Annotated in this window: 16 protein-coding genes and 4 tRNA genes; 18 read left to right on the forward strand and 2 right to left on the reverse strand. The window is 39.8% G+C overall.

The window, feature by feature from the left end; genetic code table 11:
- The 15 genes from tolA to H4J76_RS18620 form a co-directional block, all read left to right on the forward strand.
- Positions 1–514 (forward strand): cell envelope integrity protein TolA (tolA, locus tag H4J76_RS18550; RefSeq protein ID WP_182222850.1); only part of this gene is annotated, 514 nt, incomplete at its 5' end.
- A 56-nt stretch (positions 515–570) separates the two neighbouring features.
- The gene (gene tolB / locus H4J76_RS18555; RefSeq protein WP_182218105.1) at positions 571–1,917 is read left to right on the forward strand and encodes a Tol-Pal system beta propeller repeat protein TolB; all 1,347 of its coding nucleotides are present in this window, start codon (positions 571–573) and stop codon (positions 1,915–1,917) included.
- Positions 1,918–1,969: 52 nt separating this feature from the next.
- Positions 1,970–2,515, forward strand: coding sequence for a peptidoglycan-associated lipoprotein Pal (gene pal / locus H4J76_RS18560; protein ID WP_070376300.1), 546 nt, complete (start codon positions 1,970–1,972; stop codon positions 2,513–2,515).
- A gap of 12 nt (positions 2,516–2,527) precedes the next feature.
- On the forward strand, positions 2,528–3,340 hold the full coding sequence (gene ybgF / locus H4J76_RS18565) for a tol-pal system protein YbgF (RefSeq protein ID WP_083278058.1): 813 nt from the start codon (positions 2,528–2,530) through the stop codon (positions 3,338–3,340).
- Between the two features lie 162 nt (positions 3,341–3,502).
- A tRNA-Lys gene (locus tag H4J76_RS18570) sits at positions 3,503–3,578 on the forward strand.
- Between the two features lie 83 nt (positions 3,579–3,661).
- A tRNA-Lys gene (locus H4J76_RS18575) sits at positions 3,662–3,737 on the forward strand.
- A gap of 90 nt (positions 3,738–3,827) precedes the next feature.
- Positions 3,828–3,903, forward strand: a tRNA-Lys gene (locus H4J76_RS18580).
- Between the two features lie 298 nt (positions 3,904–4,201).
- Complete coding sequence (nadA, locus tag H4J76_RS18585) at positions 4,202–5,245, forward strand: quinolinate synthase NadA (protein ID WP_182218109.1); 1,044 nt, start codon at positions 4,202–4,204, stop codon at positions 5,243–5,245.
- 260 nt (positions 5,246–5,505) lie between these two features.
- Positions 5,506–5,595: transfer RNA gene (locus tag H4J76_RS18590), tRNA-Ser, on the forward strand.
- Between the two features lie 248 nt (positions 5,596–5,843).
- The gene (locus H4J76_RS18595; protein ID WP_182218111.1) at positions 5,844–6,374 is read left to right on the forward strand and encodes a sigma-70 family RNA polymerase sigma factor; all 531 of its coding nucleotides are present in this window, start codon (positions 5,844–5,846) and stop codon (positions 6,372–6,374) included.
- A complete protein-coding gene (locus tag H4J76_RS18600; protein ID WP_182231070.1) occupies positions 6,371–7,069 on the forward strand; it encodes an anti-sigma factor domain-containing protein in 699 nt (232 codons plus the stop codon). The genes H4J76_RS18595 and H4J76_RS18600 overlap by 4 nt, the downstream gene beginning before the upstream one ends.
- 431 nt (positions 7,070–7,500) lie before the next feature.
- On the forward strand, positions 7,501–9,054 hold the full coding sequence (locus tag H4J76_RS18605; RefSeq protein ID WP_404842543.1) for a DUF4331 domain-containing protein: 1,554 nt from the start codon (positions 7,501–7,503) through the stop codon (positions 9,052–9,054).
- A gap of 95 nt (positions 9,055–9,149) precedes the next feature.
- Positions 9,150–9,608, forward strand: a complete 459-nt coding sequence (locus H4J76_RS18610; RefSeq protein ID WP_404842544.1) for an Ig-like domain-containing protein — start codon at positions 9,150–9,152, stop codon at positions 9,606–9,608.
- A 35-nt stretch (positions 9,609–9,643) separates the two neighbouring features.
- Positions 9,644–10,720 (forward strand): lipopolysaccharide assembly protein LapB, encoded by a 1,077-nt coding sequence (locus tag H4J76_RS18615; RefSeq protein WP_182231071.1) that lies wholly within the window; start codon positions 9,644–9,646, stop codon positions 10,718–10,720.
- A gap of 55 nt (positions 10,721–10,775) precedes the next feature.
- Positions 10,776–11,885, forward strand: a complete 1,110-nt coding sequence (locus H4J76_RS18620) for a HupE/UreJ family protein (protein WP_182222838.1) — start codon at positions 10,776–10,778, stop codon at positions 11,883–11,885.
- A gap of 204 nt (positions 11,886–12,089) precedes the next feature.
- Here the strand turns inward: H4J76_RS18620 and katG are convergent, their stop codons facing one another.
- The gene (gene katG / locus H4J76_RS18625; protein WP_182231072.1) at positions 12,090–14,264 is read right to left on the reverse strand and encodes a catalase/peroxidase HPI; all 2,175 of its coding nucleotides are present in this window, start codon (positions 14,262–14,264) and stop codon (positions 12,090–12,092) included.
- Between the two features lie 377 nt (positions 14,265–14,641).
- Here katG and H4J76_RS18630 point away from each other — a divergent pair, with 377 nt between their 5' ends.
- Complete coding sequence (locus H4J76_RS18630; protein WP_182231073.1) at positions 14,642–17,428, forward strand: hypothetical protein; 2,787 nt, start codon at positions 14,642–14,644, stop codon at positions 17,426–17,428.
- A 175-nt stretch (positions 17,429–17,603) separates the two neighbouring features.
- Positions 17,604–20,297, forward strand: coding sequence for a TonB-dependent receptor domain-containing protein (locus H4J76_RS18635; RefSeq protein WP_182231080.1), 2,694 nt, complete (start codon positions 17,604–17,606; stop codon positions 20,295–20,297).
- Positions 20,298–20,465: 168 nt separating this feature from the next.
- Here H4J76_RS18635 and H4J76_RS18640 read toward each other — a convergent pair whose 3' ends face one another.
- Complete coding sequence (locus H4J76_RS18640) at positions 20,466–20,825, reverse strand: DUF3718 domain-containing protein (protein ID WP_182231074.1); 360 nt, start codon at positions 20,823–20,825, stop codon at positions 20,466–20,468.
- A 496-nt stretch (positions 20,826–21,321) separates the two neighbouring features.
- Between H4J76_RS18640 and H4J76_RS18645 the strand changes: the two genes are divergently transcribed.
- Positions 21,322–21,945: a methylamine utilization protein gene (locus tag H4J76_RS18645; RefSeq protein ID WP_182231075.1), complete on the forward strand. Its 624-nt coding sequence runs from the start codon at positions 21,322–21,324 to the stop codon at positions 21,943–21,945.
- The last annotated feature ends 205 nt before the right edge of the window (positions 21,946–22,150 follow it).

Genomic DNA, 22,150 nt, shown 5'->3' on the forward strand with positions numbered 1-22,150 from the left:
CAAACAAAAAGAAGAAGAACAAAAAATCGCAGAACAAGCGACGGCTGATGCAAAAGCTAAGCGCTTAAAAGAAGAAATAGCAGCCAAAAAAGCCGATGATTTACTCAAGAAAAAAGCAGCAGAGCGTAAACGTAAAGAGCAAGAAGCTCAAGAGCGTGCTCGACAGCAAGAAATGTTAGAGCAACAAATGGCTGAAGAAATGGCGGTTAGACAACAAGCCCGATATCAGCAAACAATGAGTGAGGTTGGTCGGTTTACCGCCCTTATAAGGCAAACCATTCAAGGAAACTTGATCACCGACCGCAGCACTATGGAAGGTAAGTCTTGTAAATTAACCATAAGTCTTGCACCATCAGGTTTTGTAACCAACGTTGTTATTGGCAAAGGGGACCAAGTAGTTTGTAGCGCTTCAAAGACGGCTATTTATAAAGCAGGGACATTACCTGTGTCTAAAGACCCCGAAGTATTTAAAGAAATGCGTACGATTAGCCTAACAGTGGTGCCTGAATTTTAATGGTTCAGTTTATATTCAATGAAAAATAACCCATGACTGAGAAAATAGTAAAATATATGAATAAATTTAAAGTAGCCTTCATTTTCTTTATCGTACTGATTTCAAATAGTGCATTTGCAACGCTTGAGATTGTCATTACCGAGGGTATTGATAGCGCTAGACCTATCGCTGTTGTACCTTTTAAATGGACAGGACTAGAGCCACTCCCAGAAAATATATCGTCTATTATTGGTGAAGACTTATTGCGCAGCGGTAAATTTAACCCGATAAAAAATAATCGTTTTCCACAAACACCATTTTCTGATCAAGACATTGATTATTCAGCTTGGGCAAATGAGGGCGTTGAAGCGGTTGTTGTTGGAGAAATTAATCAAATAGGTATTAGTCGTTACAAAATAAGCTACCAGCTGGTTGATGTTATTCGCGGGCAAATCACCGGTGGACAATCGCAAATGCTAAGCAATGGAGAATTGGTTCAAACTTCTGATCATATTTATGCTGAGGGTGCTTTTGAGATTAATGCTGACCAATTTCGTCGTTATGGACATCACATCAGTAATGTTATTTATGAAAAGTTAACCGGCAGTAAAGGTGCATTTTTAACCAAAATTGCTTATGTGATAGTGCGAGACCAAGGTGAATTTCCTTTTCAGTTAGTGATGGCTGATTATGACGGTGTTAATGAGCACGTTTTGTTGAGTTCTAAAGAGCCGTTAATGTCACCTTCATGGCATCCAAGTGGCAATCAGTTAGCGTACTCGACATTTGAGAATAACCAACAAAAAATATATATTATAGATATTTATACCGGAAAGCGTACTATGATCAGCGATCACCCTGGTATAAATAGTGCGCCTCGTTGGTCACCCGATGGTAATCAACTTGCGATGATGTTATCTAAAGATGGCAATTCAGAGCTCTATGTTATGGAAGTAGCAACAAGAAAACTACGTCGTATCACCCGTCATCGAGCGATAGATGCAGAGCCAAGTTGGAGCCCTGATGGAAAATCATTAGTATTTAGTTCAGAACGGGGTGGTAAACCTCAGCTTTATCGCGTAAATTTAGTCGATGGTCGTGTTAAACGACTCACCTTTGATGGTGAAATGAACCTTGGTGGTTCAATTACACCTGACGGTCGCCAACTAATTATGGTGAACAGAACACGAGGGAATTATCATTTAGCTAAACAAGAGTTGGCGTCAGGAATTTTTCAAGTTCTGACTAAAACACGTTTAGATGAGTCGCCGAGCATAGCTCCAAATGGTGGCATGATAATCTACAGTACTTTACACAATAATAGGCAAGTGCTTAGTTTAGTATCTGTAGATGGAAGATTTAAAGCGCGCTTACCCGCGGCTGATGGTGAAGTAAAAGCACCTGCTTGGTCACCATTTTTATAAAAAATTAAACATTAATTTAAAACATAACTTTAGAAAAATAAGGACAATTATAATGCGTTTGAATAAAACTGTGAAAGCTCTTGCGATTGCTTTGCCAATTTTGGCTTTATCTGCTTGTAGTTCAAATTCAGAAACTGATGAACAAAGCAATGTAGCGACTAATGCTCAAGAGTCTTCAGTAATTGAAAATAATACTGCTGATGTTCAAGTAAGCGCCGTACAACGTGCCGCTGAAATTGAAGAGCAACAACGTCAAGCATTAGAAAAACTTCGTGCTGAGCACATCGTTTATTTTGATTTTGACACCTCTACAGTTAGCACTGAATTTTCTGCTATTTTAGATGCACATGCTAAATTTTTAAACAAAAGCTCAAGCATGAAAGTTTTAGTTGAAGGTCATGCCGATGAACGTGGTACGCCTGAATACAACATTGCTTTAGGCGAACGTCGTGCCAAAGCGGTAGTAACTTATTTAGAAAATATGGGTGTTTCATCTGCACAGCTAAGTGTTGTTAGCTACGGTGAAGAAAAGCCAATGATTAAAGACCGTAGTGAAAACGCATTTGCTAAAAATCGTCGTGCGGTATTAGTTTACTAATCAAGGATAGAAATGAAACTGAATAAATTTTTATTCGGGATGTCCTTTGCTGTTACTACCCTTGCGGTAGTGGCAGCAGAATCTGCTCCCGTTATAGATATAACCAAGACGGGTGCAATTAAAAGTAGCCCATCGCAATACACCTCTTCGGTACCAGAAACAATGGCTGAGAAGTTGGTTAATCTTGAACGTAAACTTGATGCTCGTAATCGTGCCCAAGTCAAGGTGCAGCGACAGCTTGATGAACTTCAAAATGAAGTGAATGAATTACGTGGTGTTACTGAATTACATACTCATCAGCTTAGTCAAGTTTTGAATCGACAGCGTGAGTTATATCAAGAGCTTGACCGTAGGGTAACAGAAGCATTAAAACCTGAAAATAACGTTCCTGCGGCGATTATAGCCCCAGCAAAAGCCTCTTCAGACGCTTCAATAAATTATTCAACGAATTTAACTGAAAACCAAGCATATGACAGCGCGGTAAATTTAGTTTTAAAAGACAAACAATACGATAAAGCGATCCCTGAATTTCAAGCGTTTAATCGAAAGTTCCCAAATTCTAGTTATGCACCCAACGCACATTATTGGTTAGGTCAGCTATTATTTAATAAAACTGAATACACCAAAGCAAAAAATGAATTTAATTTAGTGGTTGAACAATACCTCGACTCAAACAAGCGAAGCGATGCAATGTTGAAGTTGGCGATGGTTGAACAAAAGCTAAATAATAACGCAGCAGCAAAAATTTGGTATCAGAAAGTTCTCGCACAATACCCAGATTCAAGTGCGGCTCAACTAGCAAAACCTAGGTTAGAAAATTTATAACCCATAAAAGCGACGATAACTTACACTAACTGCCTTCTTTTTATGCAAGTAGTCAATTAATAAGAAATAAGTTGAATTTAAGGTTGCACTAAAAAAAATTATGAGTATTATATGCGTCGCGTTGAGGCACTAGTGCAACGCAGTGTGAATTAGCACTTATGTCGGCCGTTAGCTCAGTTGGTAGAGCAGTTGGCTTTTAACCAATTTGTCGAAGGTTCAAATCCTTCACGGCCGACCACTTCTTTATAATGTTTATTTCTTATAAAGAAAAAGAAGCACCTTGTAAGATTCGAAATTCATTTCGAAAAAAAGAAAATATGGCGGCCGTTAGCTCAGTTGGTAGAGCAGTTGGCTTTTAACCAATTTGTCGAAGGTTCAAATCCTTCACGGCCGACCAACTTCTTTCTTAACAAGTACAATGAAAAATTAGCATGTTAGTGATTTTTGCATTAGTTGATGATGATTCTCAACACCACAGTTTATATGTCGGCCGTTAGCTCAGTTGGTAGAGCAGTTGGCTTTTAACCAATTTGTCGAAGGTTCAAATCCTTCACGGCCGACCACTTCTAAATTCTTAAGTCAGATAGTACAAAAACTAAAGCCGAGGCTTTTAATCGTTAAGCCGATTGATTCGAAGGGTCAAATCTTTTATGGCCAAACACGGTTTAAAGTAAGTCCTTACAATAAACGCTTAACTTCAAGACGATCCTTAATTAATATCTAATTCAAAAGTTACATGCTCAATAAAATACCATCCTGTATTATCTTGTTTTAATCTTTAATAGTTAAAAGTCTTATACACATCGCGATATCTATATCGTATAATTGCGTGGTATTTAAAGAGATAATCAGAGATAAATAATGTCGCAAAGTAATTTAGCCGTAGAATTTGATTTTCAATTTCCAGCGAAACCAGCTCCACTTTCAGATAATGAACGTAGCCAATATAAAGATCGTATTAAAACTTTATTGAAAGAGAAAAATGCGGTACTTATTGCTCATTATTATACCGATCCCGAAATTCAGGCTTTAGCTGAAGAAACGGGTGGCTGTGTCGCCGACTCTTTAGAAATGGCGCGCTTTGGCAACAATCATCCAGCAACAACGCTAATTATTGCTGGTGTTCGTTTTATGGGCGAAACCGCGAAAGTACTGACGCCTGAAAAGACCGTGGTTATGCCAACACTCGAAGCAACTTGTTCATTAGACTTAGGCTGCCCTATCGAAGAGTTCTCTGCTTTTTGTGACCAGCACCCTGACAGAACTGTTGTTGTGTATGCGAATACTTCAACGGCGGTAAAAGCTAGAGCGGATTGGATCGTTACCTCTTCTTGTGCGTTAGAAATTATTGAACACCTTGATGAGCAAGGTGAAAAAATTCTTTGGGGACCTGACCGTCATTTAGGCGCATACATTCAAAAGCAAACGGGTGCCGAAATGTTAATGTGGCAGGGTGCTTGTATCGTTCATGATGAATTTAAAAGCAAAGCGTTAAAGGATATGAAGGCTTTGCATCCAGATGCTGCCATTTTGGTGCACCCAGAGTCTCCTGCAGATGTTATTGAGCTTGCTGATGCTGTTGGTTCAACCAGCCAGCTAATTAAAGCTGCTCAAGTGATGCCCAATAAAAAGTTTATCGTCGCAACAGACCGTGGTATTTTTTATAAAATGCAGCAGCTATGCCCAGATAAAGAATTCTTTGAGGCACCAACAGCGGGTGAAGGCGCAACCTGTAAAAGTTGTGCTCATTGCCCATGGATGGCAATGAACGGTTTAAAAGAGATAGAAGACGCATTGCTTAATCCATTAGGCAGAGAAGTGTTTGTAGACATGAAACTTCGCGATGGTGCATTGCAGTCATTGGATCGCATGCTAACGTTTAACAACGCTTTAGCCAGTAAATAACCATTAAGGTGATTTTTTGCTGGTAAAGTAATCAGTTGGCCTCTTTTTATTAAAATTAAGTTGTGTTGGCTATTAAATTTACCTACCATAGCGCAACTTTATTTTATGGCATGTCTATAAGTTTAAAGTGTTTATAAAGTTATTTTTTTACGCAGTAGATTTTCTGAGTAGCGAGTCAAGACTTGTTTTAAAATGTCTTTAATAGATAAAATTATCATGCTAATTCATCTCAATAAAATTAGCCTGTTAGTGAAAAAATTGGTGAGCTGGCCGAGTGGCTGAAGGCGCACGCCTGGAAAGCGTGTAAAGGTTTATCCCTTTCGAGAGTTCGAATCTCTCGCTCACCGCCACATTAAAAAACGGACACTTCACTTGAAGTGTCCGTTTTTTTATACCTAAAAAAATAGCCCATCTTATATTCACCTATCTTCCTATAAATTAATCTCCTCAATATTCATGCTGATATAGGTTATAAATTATTTATGTTTATTAGACTTTTGTTCAAAATTATTAGTAAGAGGATTGTAGATAAATCACCATTGTTTAGGTTACTATCTTTGAGTATATGTAATTTTCCTTAAAAAAAGAGCAATAAATAATGGAACATGAACAGCACTTAGCGTTACTTGGCGCGTCAGCCCAAGGTGATAAACAAGCGTTTTCGAAACTTTATCAAGCGACCAGTAAACAGCTCTATGCAGTCTGTCTAAAAATGTTATCTAGGAAAGAATTAGCCGAAGAAGCTCTGCAAGAGGCTTATGTCCGCATTTGGCATAACGCGTCTGAATATAGAACGGGTAAAGGCACAGTGTTGACTTGGATGGTCAGCATAGTGCGTTATCGCGCACTAGACATTTTACGTTATCATAAAATTAGAAAAGAGGATGAACTCATTGAGAATGAAAGTTTTGATCTTGATACTAGTGAGAAAATAAGTGATTCAGAACAACTCTTACTCGACAAATGTTTACAGCAGTTAGATCTTCAACAACGACAAGCTATTTATTTGGCCTACTTCAATGGCTGTTCTCATCAAGAGGTGGTTAAACACCTAAATAACCCTTTGGGTACAATTAAAAGCTGGATAAGACGTGGTCTTATGAGCTTACAGAGTTGCTTAACACCATGAATTATCAATCTGAAAACCTCAAAAACGCCCTTGCAGCAGAATATGTGCTGGGTACTCTACGTGGCCCTGCTCGTCAGCGCTTTCAAAAATTGATGATGCAATTTCCACCGATCAGTGATGCAACCCAAACATGGGAGCAACACCTCAACGGCTTAGGGCAAAAAATTCCACCGGTTACCCCAGACATAGCTGTTTGGCTGCGTATCGAAGATCAATTAGGATTTGTAGCTCAGCCTATAAAAAGTAATGTTGTGGCAATAACTAAGTCTAAGCCTCGAGTTTGGCAAGGTATTGCGGGTTTAGCTTCAGCGGCTGCGATAGTACTTGCTGTGTTGTTATTTAGCTTTCAACCACCACTTCAGCCTGAGGTTCAACAACTTGCTTTAATGAGTAATGAACAAGCCGACTTATTATGGGCGCTAGAAATTGGTGCAGACACTATTAGCGTGCAAGCGACCAAGAAGTTAATAGCTAAGTCAGATGCTGATTATCAGTTATGGATAGTGGCAGCAGACGGACGGCCTCCGATTTCTTTAGGCTTGCTACCTAAAAGTGGTAAGTTAGTTTTAAGTAAACCTCAGTTATTTGATCAGATTGAGATTGCGGCTTTAGCGGTTAGCTTAGAGCCATTAGGTGGTTCACCGAATGGTTCACCAACCACTGTCTTATATACTTCAGAACTGGTTATTCTTTAGTTACTCTTTAGCTTTTACTGCGAATATTAAAAAGCGAAACGACAGTTTCGTTTTTTTTTATCTGTTGTTTTATGCTGACAAAAGTCAATAATTTGTAAATATATTGTTTATATTAAATGACAAATAATAGACATTCTATAATTTTATGACCTAGGCTTACCTTAGCTGTTGTTGATTAAGTTGACTAAGGCGACATGACCTAAAAAAAGTGCAACAACGCTATCCAATATAAAAAGTAAAAATAACACGATTTGAAACTATGGTTCGGCTGAATAATTATTAATTTGTAAATAAGTTATTTTTCTTGCATCCAATTCATAATCTCGATCGTTTAACTTAATGAGCTTTCAAGAAAGTAACCATTAAGAACTATAAATTATAAAGGAAACGTCATGAAAAAATTTAAATTAACACTAATTGTATCGGCAATAATGAGTGCAACTTTGTCTCAAGCTGTATCTGCATCAAGCCATCGTGAAGCGCCTAACGTCACACGTATGCCAACAGTCGACTCAACAGACTTTTATGCATTCAATAGTTATGAAGAAGGCCGTGGCAATTACGTCACACTCATCGCAAATTACATTCCTTTACAGGATGCTTATGGTGGACCTAACTATTTCGCTATGGACCCTGCTGCAACTTATGCGATTCATATTGATAACGATGGTGATGCTGTTGAAGATATAACCTTTACTTTTAATTTTAACCAGATGTTAGGCAACAATAATGCAGGTGTTGCTTTGATGGTTGGCGCTGAAGGAGAACAGAAATCTGTTGGTGTACCACTTAAAAATGTTGGCGGCATCAGTATGGCAGATAAAAGTGCGGCTAATTTCTCTGAAAGCTACATGGTTAATATGATTTCTGGTCCAATGCGAACGGGTACCAGTGCTGCTGTTACTAATAGTACTTCGGGTGGAGCAAGTTTTGCTAAGCCACTCGATTACATCGGTAACAAAACATTTAGCAACGCTGAGCAGTATTCAGCTTATGCTAACAGTCATATATACTCAGCCGCTATACCTGGCTGTGATGCACCAGCAAAAGTATTTGTTGGTCAGCGTAAAGACGCATTTGCGGTTAATTTAGGTAAAGTTTTTGATTTAGTGAACTTTGTTCCTGTTGAAGGTGACAGTGCTCCTGGAGCAGGCGATGGCGATGGCTTCCCCGGTGGTATTACACAATCAGCAAGTAATGATGATTTAGCTGACAAAAATGTTACTAGTATCGCTATTGAAGTACCGACAGCTTGTTTAACAGGCACAGGTAATGGCGTTATCGGTAGTTGGACTACGGCAAGTTTGCCTCAGGCTAGAATTTTGAATCCTAATGCTAGCTTTGATAACACTGAAGTAAATGGTGGTGCATTGACGCAAGTTTCTCGTCTTGGCTCTCCTTTAGTGAATGAATTGGTTATTGGTTTGGCCGATAAAGATAAGTTCTCAAGTTCTCATCCAAGTGCAGATGGTCAGTTTGCTGATTATGTGACTCATCCAACGCTACCTGAACTGCTGAATATATTGTTCAAAGATGCAGTTAATACCACTTTAGGTGCAAATATCGAAACGTTGGCACCCACTAATTTCCCTAGGGTTGATTTAGTTACCGCATTTTTAACGGGTTTCCCAGGTGTTAATCAGTTATCAACAGTGACCGCAGCTGAAATGCTACGCTTAAATACTGGTATTGCAGCAGTGGCAGCCGATATGCAGTCATCGTTTGGTGTTGCTGGTGACGATTTAGCTGGTTTTCCAAATGGTCGCCGACCAGGAGATGATGTGGTAGATATTGCCCTTCGTGTTGTTATGGGTCGTTTATGTTACCCAATTCCTGTTAATGGCACAGATACAGATTTGGGCTTATGTGCACCAGAAGATGCAAGTGTTGGTAATGTACCCTTTACTGATGGTGCGCCAAGTAATGCCTCTATGATGGATACTAGCTTTCCATACTTAGCAACGCCTTTACCAGGCTCTAAATAAGGAACACTATTATGTTATATAGTAAACGAAATACAGCATCTCATCTTAGTCAAGTCTTTAAGCTTAAAGGGGTCGTGTTAAGTTTAGCGGCCGCCATGCTAGTTTCAGGCTGTAATAATGATGTCGATGAGCTACCTATTACGAAAAACGCATCACCGACTACGATATCGGTCGATTTGATCACTCAAACAGAAACGCCTATCACTGACATGTTAAGCGCAAATGATGAAAATGGTGACACGTTGACTTTTAGCTTAGACCAAGAGCCGATGCTAGGAATGGTCACCATTGATAGTAATGGTAGTTTCACTTACCAGCCTAATGCTGAAGTGACAGGAAGTGACAGCTTTACTTTTACTGCCTCTGATGGAATTAATTATCCTGTTAGCGGTACAATCAATATTACGATTGAAGCGCTGGAAGTGTCATTTGCCAGTTATAGTCGTGCAGCTTTTAGTCAGCAACCAAGCGATAAACCCTTGGCCGTAAATGGTCGTGCGTTTATTCAAGATGTTGAGGAACCAGCAGCATACGACGACTTGATTCAACAGTAGAACCATCTTGACTGCGCCAAGGAAGGCGCCCTTTTATGGATAATGATATGCCAACACTTCGTTTTATTAGCCCCTTGTTATTTTTGGTTTTTATTGCCACTTCATCGCCTGTGCATTCAGAAAGTTATGTGCCCAAATCAAATCAAAGTATCGTTGCTAGCTGGACGGTACCTAAACCTGCACAACAGCCAAAGATTTTTATCGCCCAACTGCTCAATGACGCAAGTAAGCCTGGCTTAGCAAGTCGTTATTATGGCCGTGCTGGCGCTTTACTGAAACCCTTGTTGGTCGCTAACCCTAATGATCTAGAGCTACAATTTTATTCAGCAACCGTCTTACAGCATTACCATCAATTTAATCAGGCCCAACAATTACTGACTCAGATACTTCAATATCAGCCAGACAACGTCGCTGCTTGGTTAATGAAAGCCAATATACACATGGTACAAGGTGATCTTGACGCTGCGAAAAGTGCCTGTTTACAAGTATTGGGGCAGGGCAGTTTATTTGTCAGTAGCGCCTGCGTGCTAGAGGTTAGTGCTGAACAAGGCAAAGTTGCTCAAAGTTACCAACAGTTAAGAAATATCGTTAAGCTTGCGGGTGATATACCTATCGCCCAACAGGTATGGCTTAATCAAATTTTAGCTGATCTTGCTCACCGTCAGCAGCTAACACAACAAGCCATAGACCATTTGTCAGGCTACCCATTGAATCAGGCCCCTGTTAGTTATTTAGCGCTGTGGGCGGATATTTATTTAGCACAACAACAAGGCCAAATTGTTTTAGATACATTAGGACCTATCGTTGAAGCAAGTGATAGTTTTGATGATGCTTTGTTATTACGTTTGACCCTTGCCGAACAAATAACTAAGGCAACTAATGGCGTATGGCAGCAGCGACTAACCCAACGTATCGAAATACGTTTGCAACGAAATGATACCGCTCATGCTGCAGATATAGCTCAATATTATCTCGATATTGTTCCTAACCCTATTAAGGCGCTTTATTGGGCGAGAATTAATTGGCAACAAGCTAAGCTGGGCTCGGATGAACGCTTGCTCAAACGTGCTTTAGCATTTAAAGAATCACCTGATAAAAAGCCTCAGATTTAAGCTACACCTCAACACAATAAACCTTAATAAACCGTAAAAGTAGTGAGATAAAAATATGCAGCAGTGGTTAAAAATAGGGCTAATAAGCCTATCGTTATTACTGGCCAATACTGTCGTCGCTCATCAATTGAGTACCAGTTACATTATTGCCGAAATCGACGACACCGGTCGTATCAGTGGCGAATGGCAATTGAGTTTGACTGATTTAGAATTAGCTGTTGGCTTGGATATAAATGCCAACGGTGAGTTAACCTGGGGAGAGGTCAAGAGTCGACAAGCTGAGATTGCTAGCTATTTGGCTGAGCATTTATTATTGAGTCGTGAAAATTTAAGGTGTAACTTACGTTTTGAGATTATGGAGCGTTTGCAAGATCATGCCAATGAAGCTTTCGCTGTTACTGATTTCTCAGGTCAGTGCCCAATCAGTGGCCCATTAGAAATTGCCTACAGCGCAATATTTTCTTTAGATAGTAGCCATGAGGTGGTTCTAAATATTGGTGATGGTAACCACTTACACAGTTTAGTGTTAGATGACAGCACTCGAAAAATCACCATAGATTTGAGCAAAGGTAGTGCCTGGACGACCTTTACACAATTTGTTTATCAAGGTGTTGTACATATTTGGATCGGTATAGACCATATCCTGTTTTTGTTTGCCTTGTTATTGCCGGCGGTGCTACAGCGAAAAGATAAAAAATGGCAAGCTATATCAAGTGTTAAAACTATTTTGACTAACACCGTATGGATCGTAAGTGCATTTACCTTGGCTCATTCGCTAACGTTAACAGCGACCGCCTTAGGCTGGTTAAGTCCAAGCAGTCGTTGGGTAGAGCTGGGCATTGCGTTATCGGTTTTATTTGCGGCACTCAATAATATTTGGCCAGTAGTTTTACGTTTAGCTTGGTTAACCTTTGCCTTTGGTTTGCTGCACGGTATGGGTTTTGCTGGTGTCTTAGGAGAATTAGGCTTACCTGCGGATCAACAATTACTGAGTATACTAGCCTTTAATCTTGGTGTTGAAATAGGCCAGTTAGCGATACTTGTTATTTTACTGCCGATATTAATTTTATTACGTAATACCACGTTTTATACGAGAGGTGTTCTACCTGTTGGCTCTATATTAATTGCGATTATGGCCGTGCAATGGAGTGTAGAACGCTGGTAAACTTAAAAAATCATTGCTAATACAATGACTTACTGCTCAAGTGATAGCTTTGAAGGATACGGGGTCATTCCAGCTATTAGATTGAAGAGTTTATAGCTAAAAAAAAGTATTGCGGGTGCAATACTTTTAAGTCGCTACTTACTAAGTTAGCTAGATTAATAATTCACGCCGCGGTAAATAGCGGCGTGAAATTTTAGCTAATCATCAGACTAAATCGAAGCGATCAGCGTTCATCACACTCGCCCATGCTGTAACAAAATCAACAACAAACTTCTCTTGGTTATCATCTTGCGCGTAAACTTCAGCATATGAACGAAGAATTGAGTTAGAACCAAAGATAAGGTCAACTCGTGTTGCTGTCCATTTTACTTCATTTGATTGACGATCGCGCATCTCATAGAGGTTATCACTAACAGGTTCCCACGTATAATTCATGTCTGTTAAATTAACAAAATAATCGTTAGAAAGTACACCTTCACGATCGGTGAACACCCCATGTTTTGTACCATCGTAGTTAGTGCCAAGCATACGCATACCACCGATTAACACGGTCATCTGATGCGCGGTGAGTCCCATTAACTGACTTCGGTCAAGCATCAGTTCTTCTGCGCTGACAACATAGTCGGCTTTTAGCCAGTTTCGATAAGCATCATGAGTGGGCTCTAGTACCTCGAAGGAGTCAATATCCGTCATTTCATCTGTTGCGTCACCACGCCCTGGTGAGAAGGGAACAGTGACTTCAAAACCAGCCGCTTTTGCGGACTGTTCTATACCAAAATTACCTGCCAAAACAATGATATCAGCGATACTTGCACCACTACTTGTGGCAATACTTTCTAGCACAGAAAGTACTTTGCTAAGACGTGCTGGCTCGTTACCTTGCCAATCTTTTTGTGGAGCAAGGCGAATGCGTGCGCCGTTGGCACCACCACGTTTGTCAGAGTTACGGTAGGTTCGTGCACTATCCCAAGCGGTTGCAACCATTTCGCTGATACTTAAACCACTCGCTGCTATTTTATCTTTCAGCAAGTCAATATCATAACTTGTGGCTCCGGCGGGAACAGGGTCTTGCCAAACAAGGTCTTCTTGAGGGACTTCTTTACCGATATAACGTGCCTTTGGCCCCATATCGCGATGAGTGAGTTTGAACCATGCTCGGGCAAAAACGTCAGAAAAATATTCAGGATCCTTAGAGAAACGTTCTGAAATTTCACGGTATGCTGGATCCATTTTCATCGCCATATCGGCATCAGTCATAATAGGCGTTTGACGTGTAGTTGCATCTTCAACATCAACAGGCTTATGTTCTTCTTTAATATTTATTGGTTGCCACTGCCAAGCACCCGCTGGGCTCTTCTTTAATTCCCACTCGTGGTTAAGCAACATCGAAAAATAACCATTATCCCATTGAGTAGGATGTGTAGTCCATGCGCCTTCAATACCACTGGTGATGGTATCGCGACCAATGCCACGTTTGGTTTTATTGTTCCAGCCTAGACCTTGTTCAGTAATATCTCCAGCTTCTGGCTCTGGTCCTATTTGCGAAGCGTCACCATTGCCGTGACATTTACCGACGGTGTGACCACCGGCCGTTAGGGCAACCGTTTCTTCATCGTTCATTGCCATACGTTCGAACGTTACTCTAATATCATGCGCTGTTTTAAGGGGGTCGGGCTTGCCGTCTACACCTTCAGGGTTAACATATATTAGCCCCATCATTACCGCAGCTAATGGGTTTTCTAAATCACGCTCACCAGAATAACGGCTGCCTTCTCCACCACTTGGTGCAAGCCATTCTTTTTCGGCGCCCCAATATGTGTCAATTTCTGGCTGCCAAATATCTTCACGACCAAAAGCGAAACCGAAGGTTTTTAACCCCATAGATTGATAAGCAACAGTGCCAGCGTAAGCAATTAAATCAGCCCAGCTAAGTTTGTTACCGTATTTCTTTTTGATAGGCCACAGCAAACGGCGGGCCTTATCTAAATTGGCGTTATCTGGCCAAGAATTTATTGGCGTAAAACGCTGATTGCCAGTCGCTGCACCACCGCGACCATCCGCGATACGATAGGTGCCGGCAGCATGCCAAGTCATACGAATCATTAGGCCACCATAGTGTCCCCAATCAGCAGGCCACCAGTCTTGACTATCTGTCATGAGGGCATGCATATCTGTTTTAAGAGCAGCCATATCAAGATCTTTCAGGGTTTCACGGTAATTATAATTCGCACCCATAGGATTAGTCTTACTGTCATGTTGATGAAGAATGTCAAGATTTAGTGCCTTTGGCCACCATCCCATATTGGACATACTGCTCTTTGTTGCACCGCCGTGCATTACTGGGCATTTGCCAGTTGTCGTTGTTGTTTTGTCATTCATATGCAATTTCCTTTCATTAATTGGGGCTGAGCTGTTAAAAGTTAGGATGAAAAAATACTAGATGATAATGTTAAGTGCTCACTTTGAATTACCAAGGATTATTAAAATACATCATAGTACATTCTTGATAAATTATGAGTTTACTCACGTTAACGCATTCAACAACGTATCTCAATCTGTTCAGCTTTAAAAGCTTAGTTTTGAAGAGTTAACAGATCAGTGAGTAAGTTAAGCGATATCAGTATTAGAAATTTATTATGTAACATTTATGTAATTTTTCTTAAATAAAAACTACATATTACTTCAACAATTCTGTCATTTAACCTTAGTAGCATAGCCGCAACTTTATTCTAATAATTTCTGCGGAGCAGACTAACATGCAAATAAATTCACTCTTTAAAATCAGTACGCTAGCTTGTGCCATTACTTTAGCCAGTTGTGGTGGTGGCGATATTAAACTTTCATCTCAAGTAGATAACTCAGTAGGCGATACAACCATCACTAACCCTGCTCCAACTGACCCAATTGTGACCGAATTACCGGGTAAGTCTAGTTCGGTGTTGGGCCAAGATGTTTCAACAGCTTTAGGTTTTGATGTTGCTGTACAAGTGCTTGATGGAAAAATTACTAGTGATATGACTTTAGTCGCCAGTGCTGATAGCAAGCCGGTATTTTATGCTATTAGTGGAGCTTTAGAAGTGATGGCAGGAGCAACGCTAACCGTAGAGCCCGGCGTTGTTCTTTTTGGACAATCAGGTGGTGATTATGTCGTTGTGCACCGCGACGCAAAAATAATGGCAGAAGGCATAAAAACTAAACCTATTATTTTAACCTCACTGCAAGATGTTAAGGGTGAAGTAACAACAGCTGGTCAATGGGGTGGCGTAGTTATTTTAGGTAATGCTCCTTCAAATAAATGTCCTACTGATGGTAGTGAATGTGCCCTTCAAATTGAAGGAGCTGAAGAAGGTGCAGTCTTTGGTGGCTCAAACTGGGAAGACAATTCAGGTATTTTAAAATACCTTGTTGTTAAATATGCAGGGTTTGAAATTGCGCCTGACAACGAACTTAATGGTATAACGTTTGGTGGTGTTGGCTCAGGAACAACGGTTGATTATATTCAAGTACATTCAAATGCCGATGACGGCGTAGAATTTTTTGGCGGTGCGGTCAATGTTAAGCATTTAGTTTTAACAGCAAACAAAGATGACAGTATCGATTGGGACAATGGTTATAAAGGTATGCTGCAACATATTTATGTCGAACATGCTAAAAATGCCGGCGAAGCAAACCGTGGTATTGAAGGGGATAACGATGGTTCTACTCCTGATAAAGAGCCACAGTCAGCGCCAATTATCGCTAACTTGACGATTGTGGGTAATAACTTTGACAGTGCAGATAAAGACTCAGAAGGTATTTACTTACGCGAAGGAACCGCAGCAAAAATATTTAATACGGTGGTAACCGGCACCAGTGAAATGGGGGAATGTTTAGAAATTGAAGGTGGTGCAACGAGCTCTGTAACCGTTAATAATGCTAACAGTGGTAAAATTGTTATGCAAAACAGTGTTATGGCCTGTAGTAATAGTGAAAATTTCAAAAATGCTAAAGCGGAAGACGGTAGTGTCTTGCTTGACCTCGAAGCATGGTTCAGTGCAGAAGCATCCAACAGTATTAGTAGTTCTATCTTAATTAATGAAAACGGTATTCCCGATGCTAACTCGCCACTCGTTGCTGATAATGCCGGACAAGATGTCGCTAATACACAAAATGCCTTTTTTGACTCCGTTGATTACATTGGCGCGTTTGACAGTGCTGACAACGCGGGTAACGATTGGCGTGAAGGTTGGGCCTTTGGTTACGGTGGTGGTGTAGTAACCGCTCAGGCAGAAACACAAGGTTGTCCGACAGGTACATCGGCAATTTCTTCAGTCAATGGCTCAAACATTACTTGTCAATTAAGCGGTGTTATTGCTAATAACTTAACGTTAACCGCTAATAATATTTATGCTCTAAACGGCGCTGTTTTTGTTGGTGGTGATAAAATTAACTCAGCAACACTGACGATTGAAGCCGGTACAACCATCTATGGTCGTTCAGGTAGCGATTACCTAGTGGTCAGTCGTGATTCAGAAATTCAAGCAAATGGCACAGCCTCAAAACCTATCACTTTTACATCGAGTCAAGATTTGACCGGCGCTGAAACAGGTGCGGGTCAATGGGGTGGAATAGTGTTATTGGGTAATGCGACATCAAATAAATGTCCAACGGATGGCAGTGACTGTGCACTTCAAATTGAAGGTGCTCAAGATGGCGCAGTCTTTGGCGGCACAGACGATGCTGACAGCTCAGGTACATTACGTTATGTCGTTGTTAAGCATGCAGGTTATGAAATAGCACCAGACAACGAACTGAACGGGATAACATTTGGTGGTGTTGGTTCTGGTACCAAAGTCGAATATATTCAAGTACATGAAAATGCTGATGATGGTATCGAATTTTTTGGTGGCACGGTTAACCTTAAATACGTGGTCTTAACCTCTAATAAAGATGACAGCGTTGATTGGGATAATGGCTTTCGTGGCAACTTACAATACGTACTCGTTAAGCATGACCCACAAAATGGTGAAGCAAACCGTGGTATTGAAGGTGACAACGACGGCTCAACACCAAACAAACTACCACAATCAAACCCAAGTATTGCCAACATGACCATTATTGGTAATACATTTGACACTGCAGATAAAGACTCTGAAGGTGTTTATCTACGAGAAGGCTCGAAAGCACAACTTCATAACTTTGTTGTTACAGGTCCTGCAGGCATGGGCGAATGTGTTGAGTTGGAAGCTGGCTTAACGGTAGATCAAGCAAAATCTGGTGATACGCTAATGAGCAACTCAGTTGTGGCTTGTGATGAAGCGTTTAAAGATTCTAAAGACTCTAGTGATGCAACCTTTGATTTAATGAGCTGGTTTATTAACGATAATACCGAAAACAGTACGGCTGCAAATACAAGTGCGGTATTAGAAGGCATTTTCACCATCGATACCACAACACCTAAAGACTTCACCGGTAACAGCTTTTTTGAAAATGCTGACCATGTCGGTGCCGTAACGAAAGCGAAAAACTGGACAGCAGGATGGACAGTAGGTCTTGAAGAATAATTAGACGTTGAAGGCGAACACTGTTTTTTCCAATAATCAGTGTTCGTTTTTTTATTTCAGCATAACTAATAAATACTCAATCAACCTAACTGATGCAAGCGATTAGCAAAGCAGTAAAAGCGTATCTAAAGCAAGCACAGAGACTCTATCGAGGTTAACGATGAACAAAAAATTAATGCATAGTGCCAAGCAAATCAAGGTAAACAAACCAAATAATTGTTTACGATTAAGTGGCTTAGCACTAGCGATAATAACAAGCCTAGCAGCGACATCAGCAGTAGCGGAGCAAACATCAGCAGAAGATGAAGCTATTGAAGAAGTTGTTGTTAAGGTAAGTCGATTAAAAGGTACGGCGAGCGCTATTATTGAAGAGCGTCGCAACCAAGCCTTTATCGCCGACATTTTAGGTGCAGAGCAAATTTCACGCACCGGCGACAGCGATGCCGCTGCCGCATTACGACGTGTTACCGGTGTGACATTAGTTGATGGTAAATTTATTTATGTACGTGGTTTAGGCGAACGTTACTCAAGCACACAGTTAAATGGTGCCGCTGTACCCAGCCCAGATCCGACACGTAGTGTTATACCTCTGGATTTATTTCCAGCGTCAATTATCGAGTCTTTATCGGTACAAAAATCCTACTCACCTTCAATGCCTGCCCATTTTGGTGGCGGTAATGTTGATATCCGTTTAAAAAGTATTCCAACAGATTTCCTTTTTAATATCTCTGGAAATTTAGGTGGCAATAGTGAAAATTTTGACGATGGTTACAGCTACAATGGTGGCAGTGATGATTGGCGTGGCCAAGATGATGGAACTCGCGCAGCACCCAAAACATTACAAAAATTATGGAAAAATTACAGTCCATTAAAAAATATTAGTCAAGATGAAAACCGTGCAATAGCCGCGCAGCTTAATCGTGACTACGATCCAGTTAAAGAAAATATCGCCCCAGATTTTGGCCTTGATATTGCGCTCGGTGATAAATTTGAACAGGGTAAATATCGCTGGGGTTATTTAACCTCTTTATCCTATGACAATGAATGGCAAGTAAGTGAATTATACGAAGGTCAAGATTTTCGTAATAACACCGATGATTCATGGAGTTTAGTACGAGGTTTTGACCAAGTTACCTCAACTGAACATTCAGTAAAATGGTCTGGTCTGCTGAACTTAGGTGTAGAGTATGACCGAGATCATCGCCTTGATTACAGTTTCATTGTGCTACGTGATACCGCCGACGAAATAAAAGACAAACTGGGTAATACTAACAATGTATTACTCAGTGACGGTTTGCGCATTCGAGACAGTGACGTTAGCTACGAAGAGCGCGAAATGATCGCTAATCAGGTTCGTGGTACTCACAATCTGCCATGGTTGTGGAACATAGGTTTTGATTGGAAATATTCAGACGCTCGTTCAAGTCGTTACGCACCGGGTAATGTTTCTACGCGCTACATACTCAGTGACGAAAACGAGGATGGTACTTTTGATCTTACTAACGAAAGTAGTTTACGTAAGGCTTCAACCGCTACCCGTTATTCTTTTCAGGACTTGGAAGATAAAGTAGAAAACAGCGGTTTTAACCTATCTTTACCCATAACTTTTTCGCAATCAGAAGTAGAGCTTAAGTTCGGTGGTGATTTTATTGAAAAAACCCGTGACGCTTTTTCCAGACGTATCGATGTTAATACCTTAGCCTTTGAAGAACTGAGTCTTAGTGGTAATAAAATGAATGATATTTTAACAGACGATATTATTCTCAATCAGCCATTACAAGGCAGTGAAACGGTTATACGTGACACCTCTGTAATGGGCGATGACTATTATTCAGCACAAATGACCGATGCTTACTACTTTGAGGCAGATTGGTTTATTGACAATACTTGGCGTATCAGTGGCGGTTTTCGCTGGGAAGATTACCGTCAAGTCGTCGCGCCTTTAGATCCCGCAACCGGTCGTTTTGATTTACCACCACAACCAACAGAAGAAGATTTATCGAAATTAGCCTTTCAAGAAGATGATATATACTCGGCGTTAGCGCTTACTTACATGATGAGTGAAGCTGTACAGTTTCGTTTATCTTATGGTGAAACCACAATACGCCCAGATATTCGCGAGGTTGCGCCATCAACTTACCTTGACCCGCTAACTGGATATCCTATTCGAGGCACTGCTGGTATAGAAACCACGGATATTAAAAACTACGATCTACGTTGGGAATGGTACTTAGATACGGGAGAAAACTTGTCAGTAGGGTTATTCTACAAAGATATGATAAATCCGATTGAATCAGTACAATCACCAGGCCAAGATGGCCCTCCGCTTATCGTTATTGCTAATGCAGACGACGGCGAAGTTTATGGTATTGAGCTAGAGTTTATGAAAGATTTTGCCTTTTTGGGTGATTTTGCTGGTATGAATGGTAACGACTTTTTCTTATCAGGTAACGTAACCTTAAGTGACTCTGAAATAAACATCAACACGCAACGCGTTGTTGAGCAAACTGGGGTTTCTGCCGCGATTACTAATCCGACGCGTCGAATGACTGGCCACTCGCAATATGTGGTTAATCTCAATTTAGGTTATGATGCGCCAAATGGTAATCACTCGGTGACAATGGCTTATAATGTCTTTGGTGAACGTATTATTATCCCAGGTATTGAAGGGCAAGATGATAAGTATGAGCAACCTTTTCATTCACTTGATATGGTATATACCTACTATCCTACCTATTCAACAACGTTAAAATTCAAAGTACAAAACCTACTTGATGAAAGTAAAGAAATAGAGTTTTCTGATACTTTATTTCGTAGTGAAACGAAAGGCATTGCTTTTGATGTTTCCTTTAAATGGGATTTTGATTAGTTAGTTAAATTATTGCTGGCGTTTTACAACCCTGCAAATAGATGAATTAAGACCACCCCAAATTATTATTAGTTAAAGGAGTGGTCTTGTTATTTTTATCATAATAACTGCCCGTAAATTTGAGCTAGATTAAAAACATTATTGTCTTGCTATTACTTGATAGATCACTTAACCGGCTCTTTCTTTAGCTATAGTGCCTAAGGTTGGCGAGGCAATTATTAATTCATCAACTAATTCACCTAATACTTTTCTCGGCAATTTTTTAATAATCATTTCACCGACATCATTAGCGTTGCTTGCTGCAGCAAAAAATAATATATTTTTACCGTTACAGGTTATTTCATCAAAAATAGAGCGTATTTTTATACGTTGTGCTTTTAATAAAGAGCGGAATCTCCTCTTATCGTCAGCCGCGACATACTCACAAATGTTTTGAGCCATATTATAGGCCATGACCTTGGGTGAGTACGATTGTGTTATTAATAGTAATATTATTGAGGCGATGCCCGCTGCTTTATATCTCATCATTAATTTATTCCTCAAAGCGTCACTTATTAATTTCATCAGTTTATCTAAGTGTAGCTATTAATTTTTTTATTACATTATGATTTTTTTATTTTGTTAAGTTATTAAAGATAATTGGATTTTGTCTTTTGGTTGAGACTCTAAAGGCGAAGCTTTCTGTTAAAAGCTATGTGGAGAAAAGAAATGATTTGCTACTACGAATAAAAATAGTGGTTAGCGCCTTTTTAAAGATCTAAAAGGAAAAAATGATTAAGGGCTTGAGCGCAATTATTTTCTCTTCAAGTATTGTTAAGTGAATAACATTTTTAAATTAGAATAATATTCTTTAGTATTCAGTCTAATATGCTTAATTTTTTGGTCTGAATGGCCAATTGTTTTGGTAAAAAATAGGAATAAATCAGTGAACTGTGTTAATTTTATAACATAGTGATATTTAATAATAAGCGTGGAAAGTTACATTATGGTAAGAGTTTTTAATTACAAAATAATTTCTGTTTTAATGATTCTTAGTTCCTTTGCCAGTCAAGCAAGCAATACAAACATTCTAGTGATTGATGTCGATAAAAAGCCATTGTCTAATATAGTCGTTTTCGCTGAGCCAGAAATAAAACCTACCGTGGCAGAGAGTACTTTGTCGGTTCCTTATACTGCTATTATGGATCAAGTTAATCGACAATTTTCCCCCCACATTCTAGTCGTTAATAAAAATACTAACATTGATTTTCCCAATTCAGACAGAATAAAACATCATGTTTATTCCTTTTCACCAGCGAAAACTTTTGAAATACAACTATACCGTGAGAAGAAATTAGACCCTCGTTTGTTTGATAAAGTTGGAGAAGTGATCCTAGGCTGCAACATACATGACTGGATGGTTGGTTATGTTTATGTTGTTGATACCCCTTGGTTTGGCAAAACTGATGGTGAGGGTAATATTAATTTAGCACTCCCAGATGGAAAATACACACTGAAAATATGGCATCCATTACTCCAAGAGGCTGATCAATCTTTTACTCAAAAAATAACGGTTTCTAGTCATACGAATATCACCATTAATGTAAAAGAGGCGATGAAGCCTAGATATGCAGCTTATGAAGATGATGATGAATTAGATGACTATTAATTTGAAATCATTACAAAATCGTATTTTAGTACGATTTATATTTTTATTGATGATTTAGTCGCACCAGTAGTCAAGATTTTCGAGCCGTTTTTTGAAATAAATAATATACAATTAGATGTCTCGGCCAGTATGGGAATAGCAGTATATCCAGAAGACTCTATTAAAGCTGATGGCCTAATGCAATTTTCTGATATCGCTTTTTACG

The organism is Colwellia sp. BRX9-1 (genome assembly GCF_014077195.1).
In the GTDB taxonomy this organism is placed as follows: Bacteria; Pseudomonadota; Gammaproteobacteria; order Enterobacterales; family Alteromonadaceae; genus Colwellia_A.

Coding starts and splice junctions, on each gene's coding strand:
- tolB (WP_182218105.1), top strand. CDS start 571: ATGAATAAATTTAAAGTAGCCTTCATTTTCTTTATCGTACTGATTTCA.
- pal (WP_070376300.1), top strand. CDS start 1,970: ATGCGTTTGAATAAAACTGTGAAAGCTCTTGCGATTGCTTTGCCAATT.
- ybgF (WP_083278058.1), top strand. CDS start 2,528: ATGAAACTGAATAAATTTTTATTCGGGATGTCCTTTGCTGTTACTACC.
- nadA (WP_182218109.1), top strand. CDS start 4,202: ATGTCGCAAAGTAATTTAGCCGTAGAATTTGATTTTCAATTTCCAGCG.
- H4J76_RS18595 (WP_182218111.1), top strand. CDS start 5,844: ATGGAACATGAACAGCACTTAGCGTTACTTGGCGCGTCAGCCCAAGGT.
- H4J76_RS18600 (WP_182231070.1), top strand. CDS start 6,371: ATGAATTATCAATCTGAAAACCTCAAAAACGCCCTTGCAGCAGAATAT.
- H4J76_RS18605 (WP_404842543.1), top strand. CDS start 7,501: ATGAGTGCAACTTTGTCTCAAGCTGTATCTGCATCAAGCCATCGTGAA.
- H4J76_RS18610 (WP_404842544.1), top strand. CDS start 9,150: ATGCTAGTTTCAGGCTGTAATAATGATGTCGATGAGCTACCTATTACG.
- H4J76_RS18615 (WP_182231071.1), top strand. CDS start 9,644: ATGGATAATGATATGCCAACACTTCGTTTTATTAGCCCCTTGTTATTT.
- H4J76_RS18620 (WP_182222838.1), top strand. CDS start 10,776: ATGCAGCAGTGGTTAAAAATAGGGCTAATAAGCCTATCGTTATTACTG.
- katG (WP_182231072.1), bottom strand. CDS start 14,264: ATGAATGACAAAACAACAACGACAACTGGCAAATGCCCAGTAATGCAC.
- H4J76_RS18630 (WP_182231073.1), top strand. CDS start 14,642: ATGCAAATAAATTCACTCTTTAAAATCAGTACGCTAGCTTGTGCCATT.
- H4J76_RS18635 (WP_182231080.1), top strand. CDS start 17,604: ATGCATAGTGCCAAGCAAATCAAGGTAAACAAACCAAATAATTGTTTA.
- H4J76_RS18640 (WP_182231074.1), bottom strand. CDS start 20,825: ATGATGAGATATAAAGCAGCGGGCATCGCCTCAATAATATTACTATTA.
- H4J76_RS18645 (WP_182231075.1), top strand. CDS start 21,322: ATGATTCTTAGTTCCTTTGCCAGTCAAGCAAGCAATACAAACATTCTA.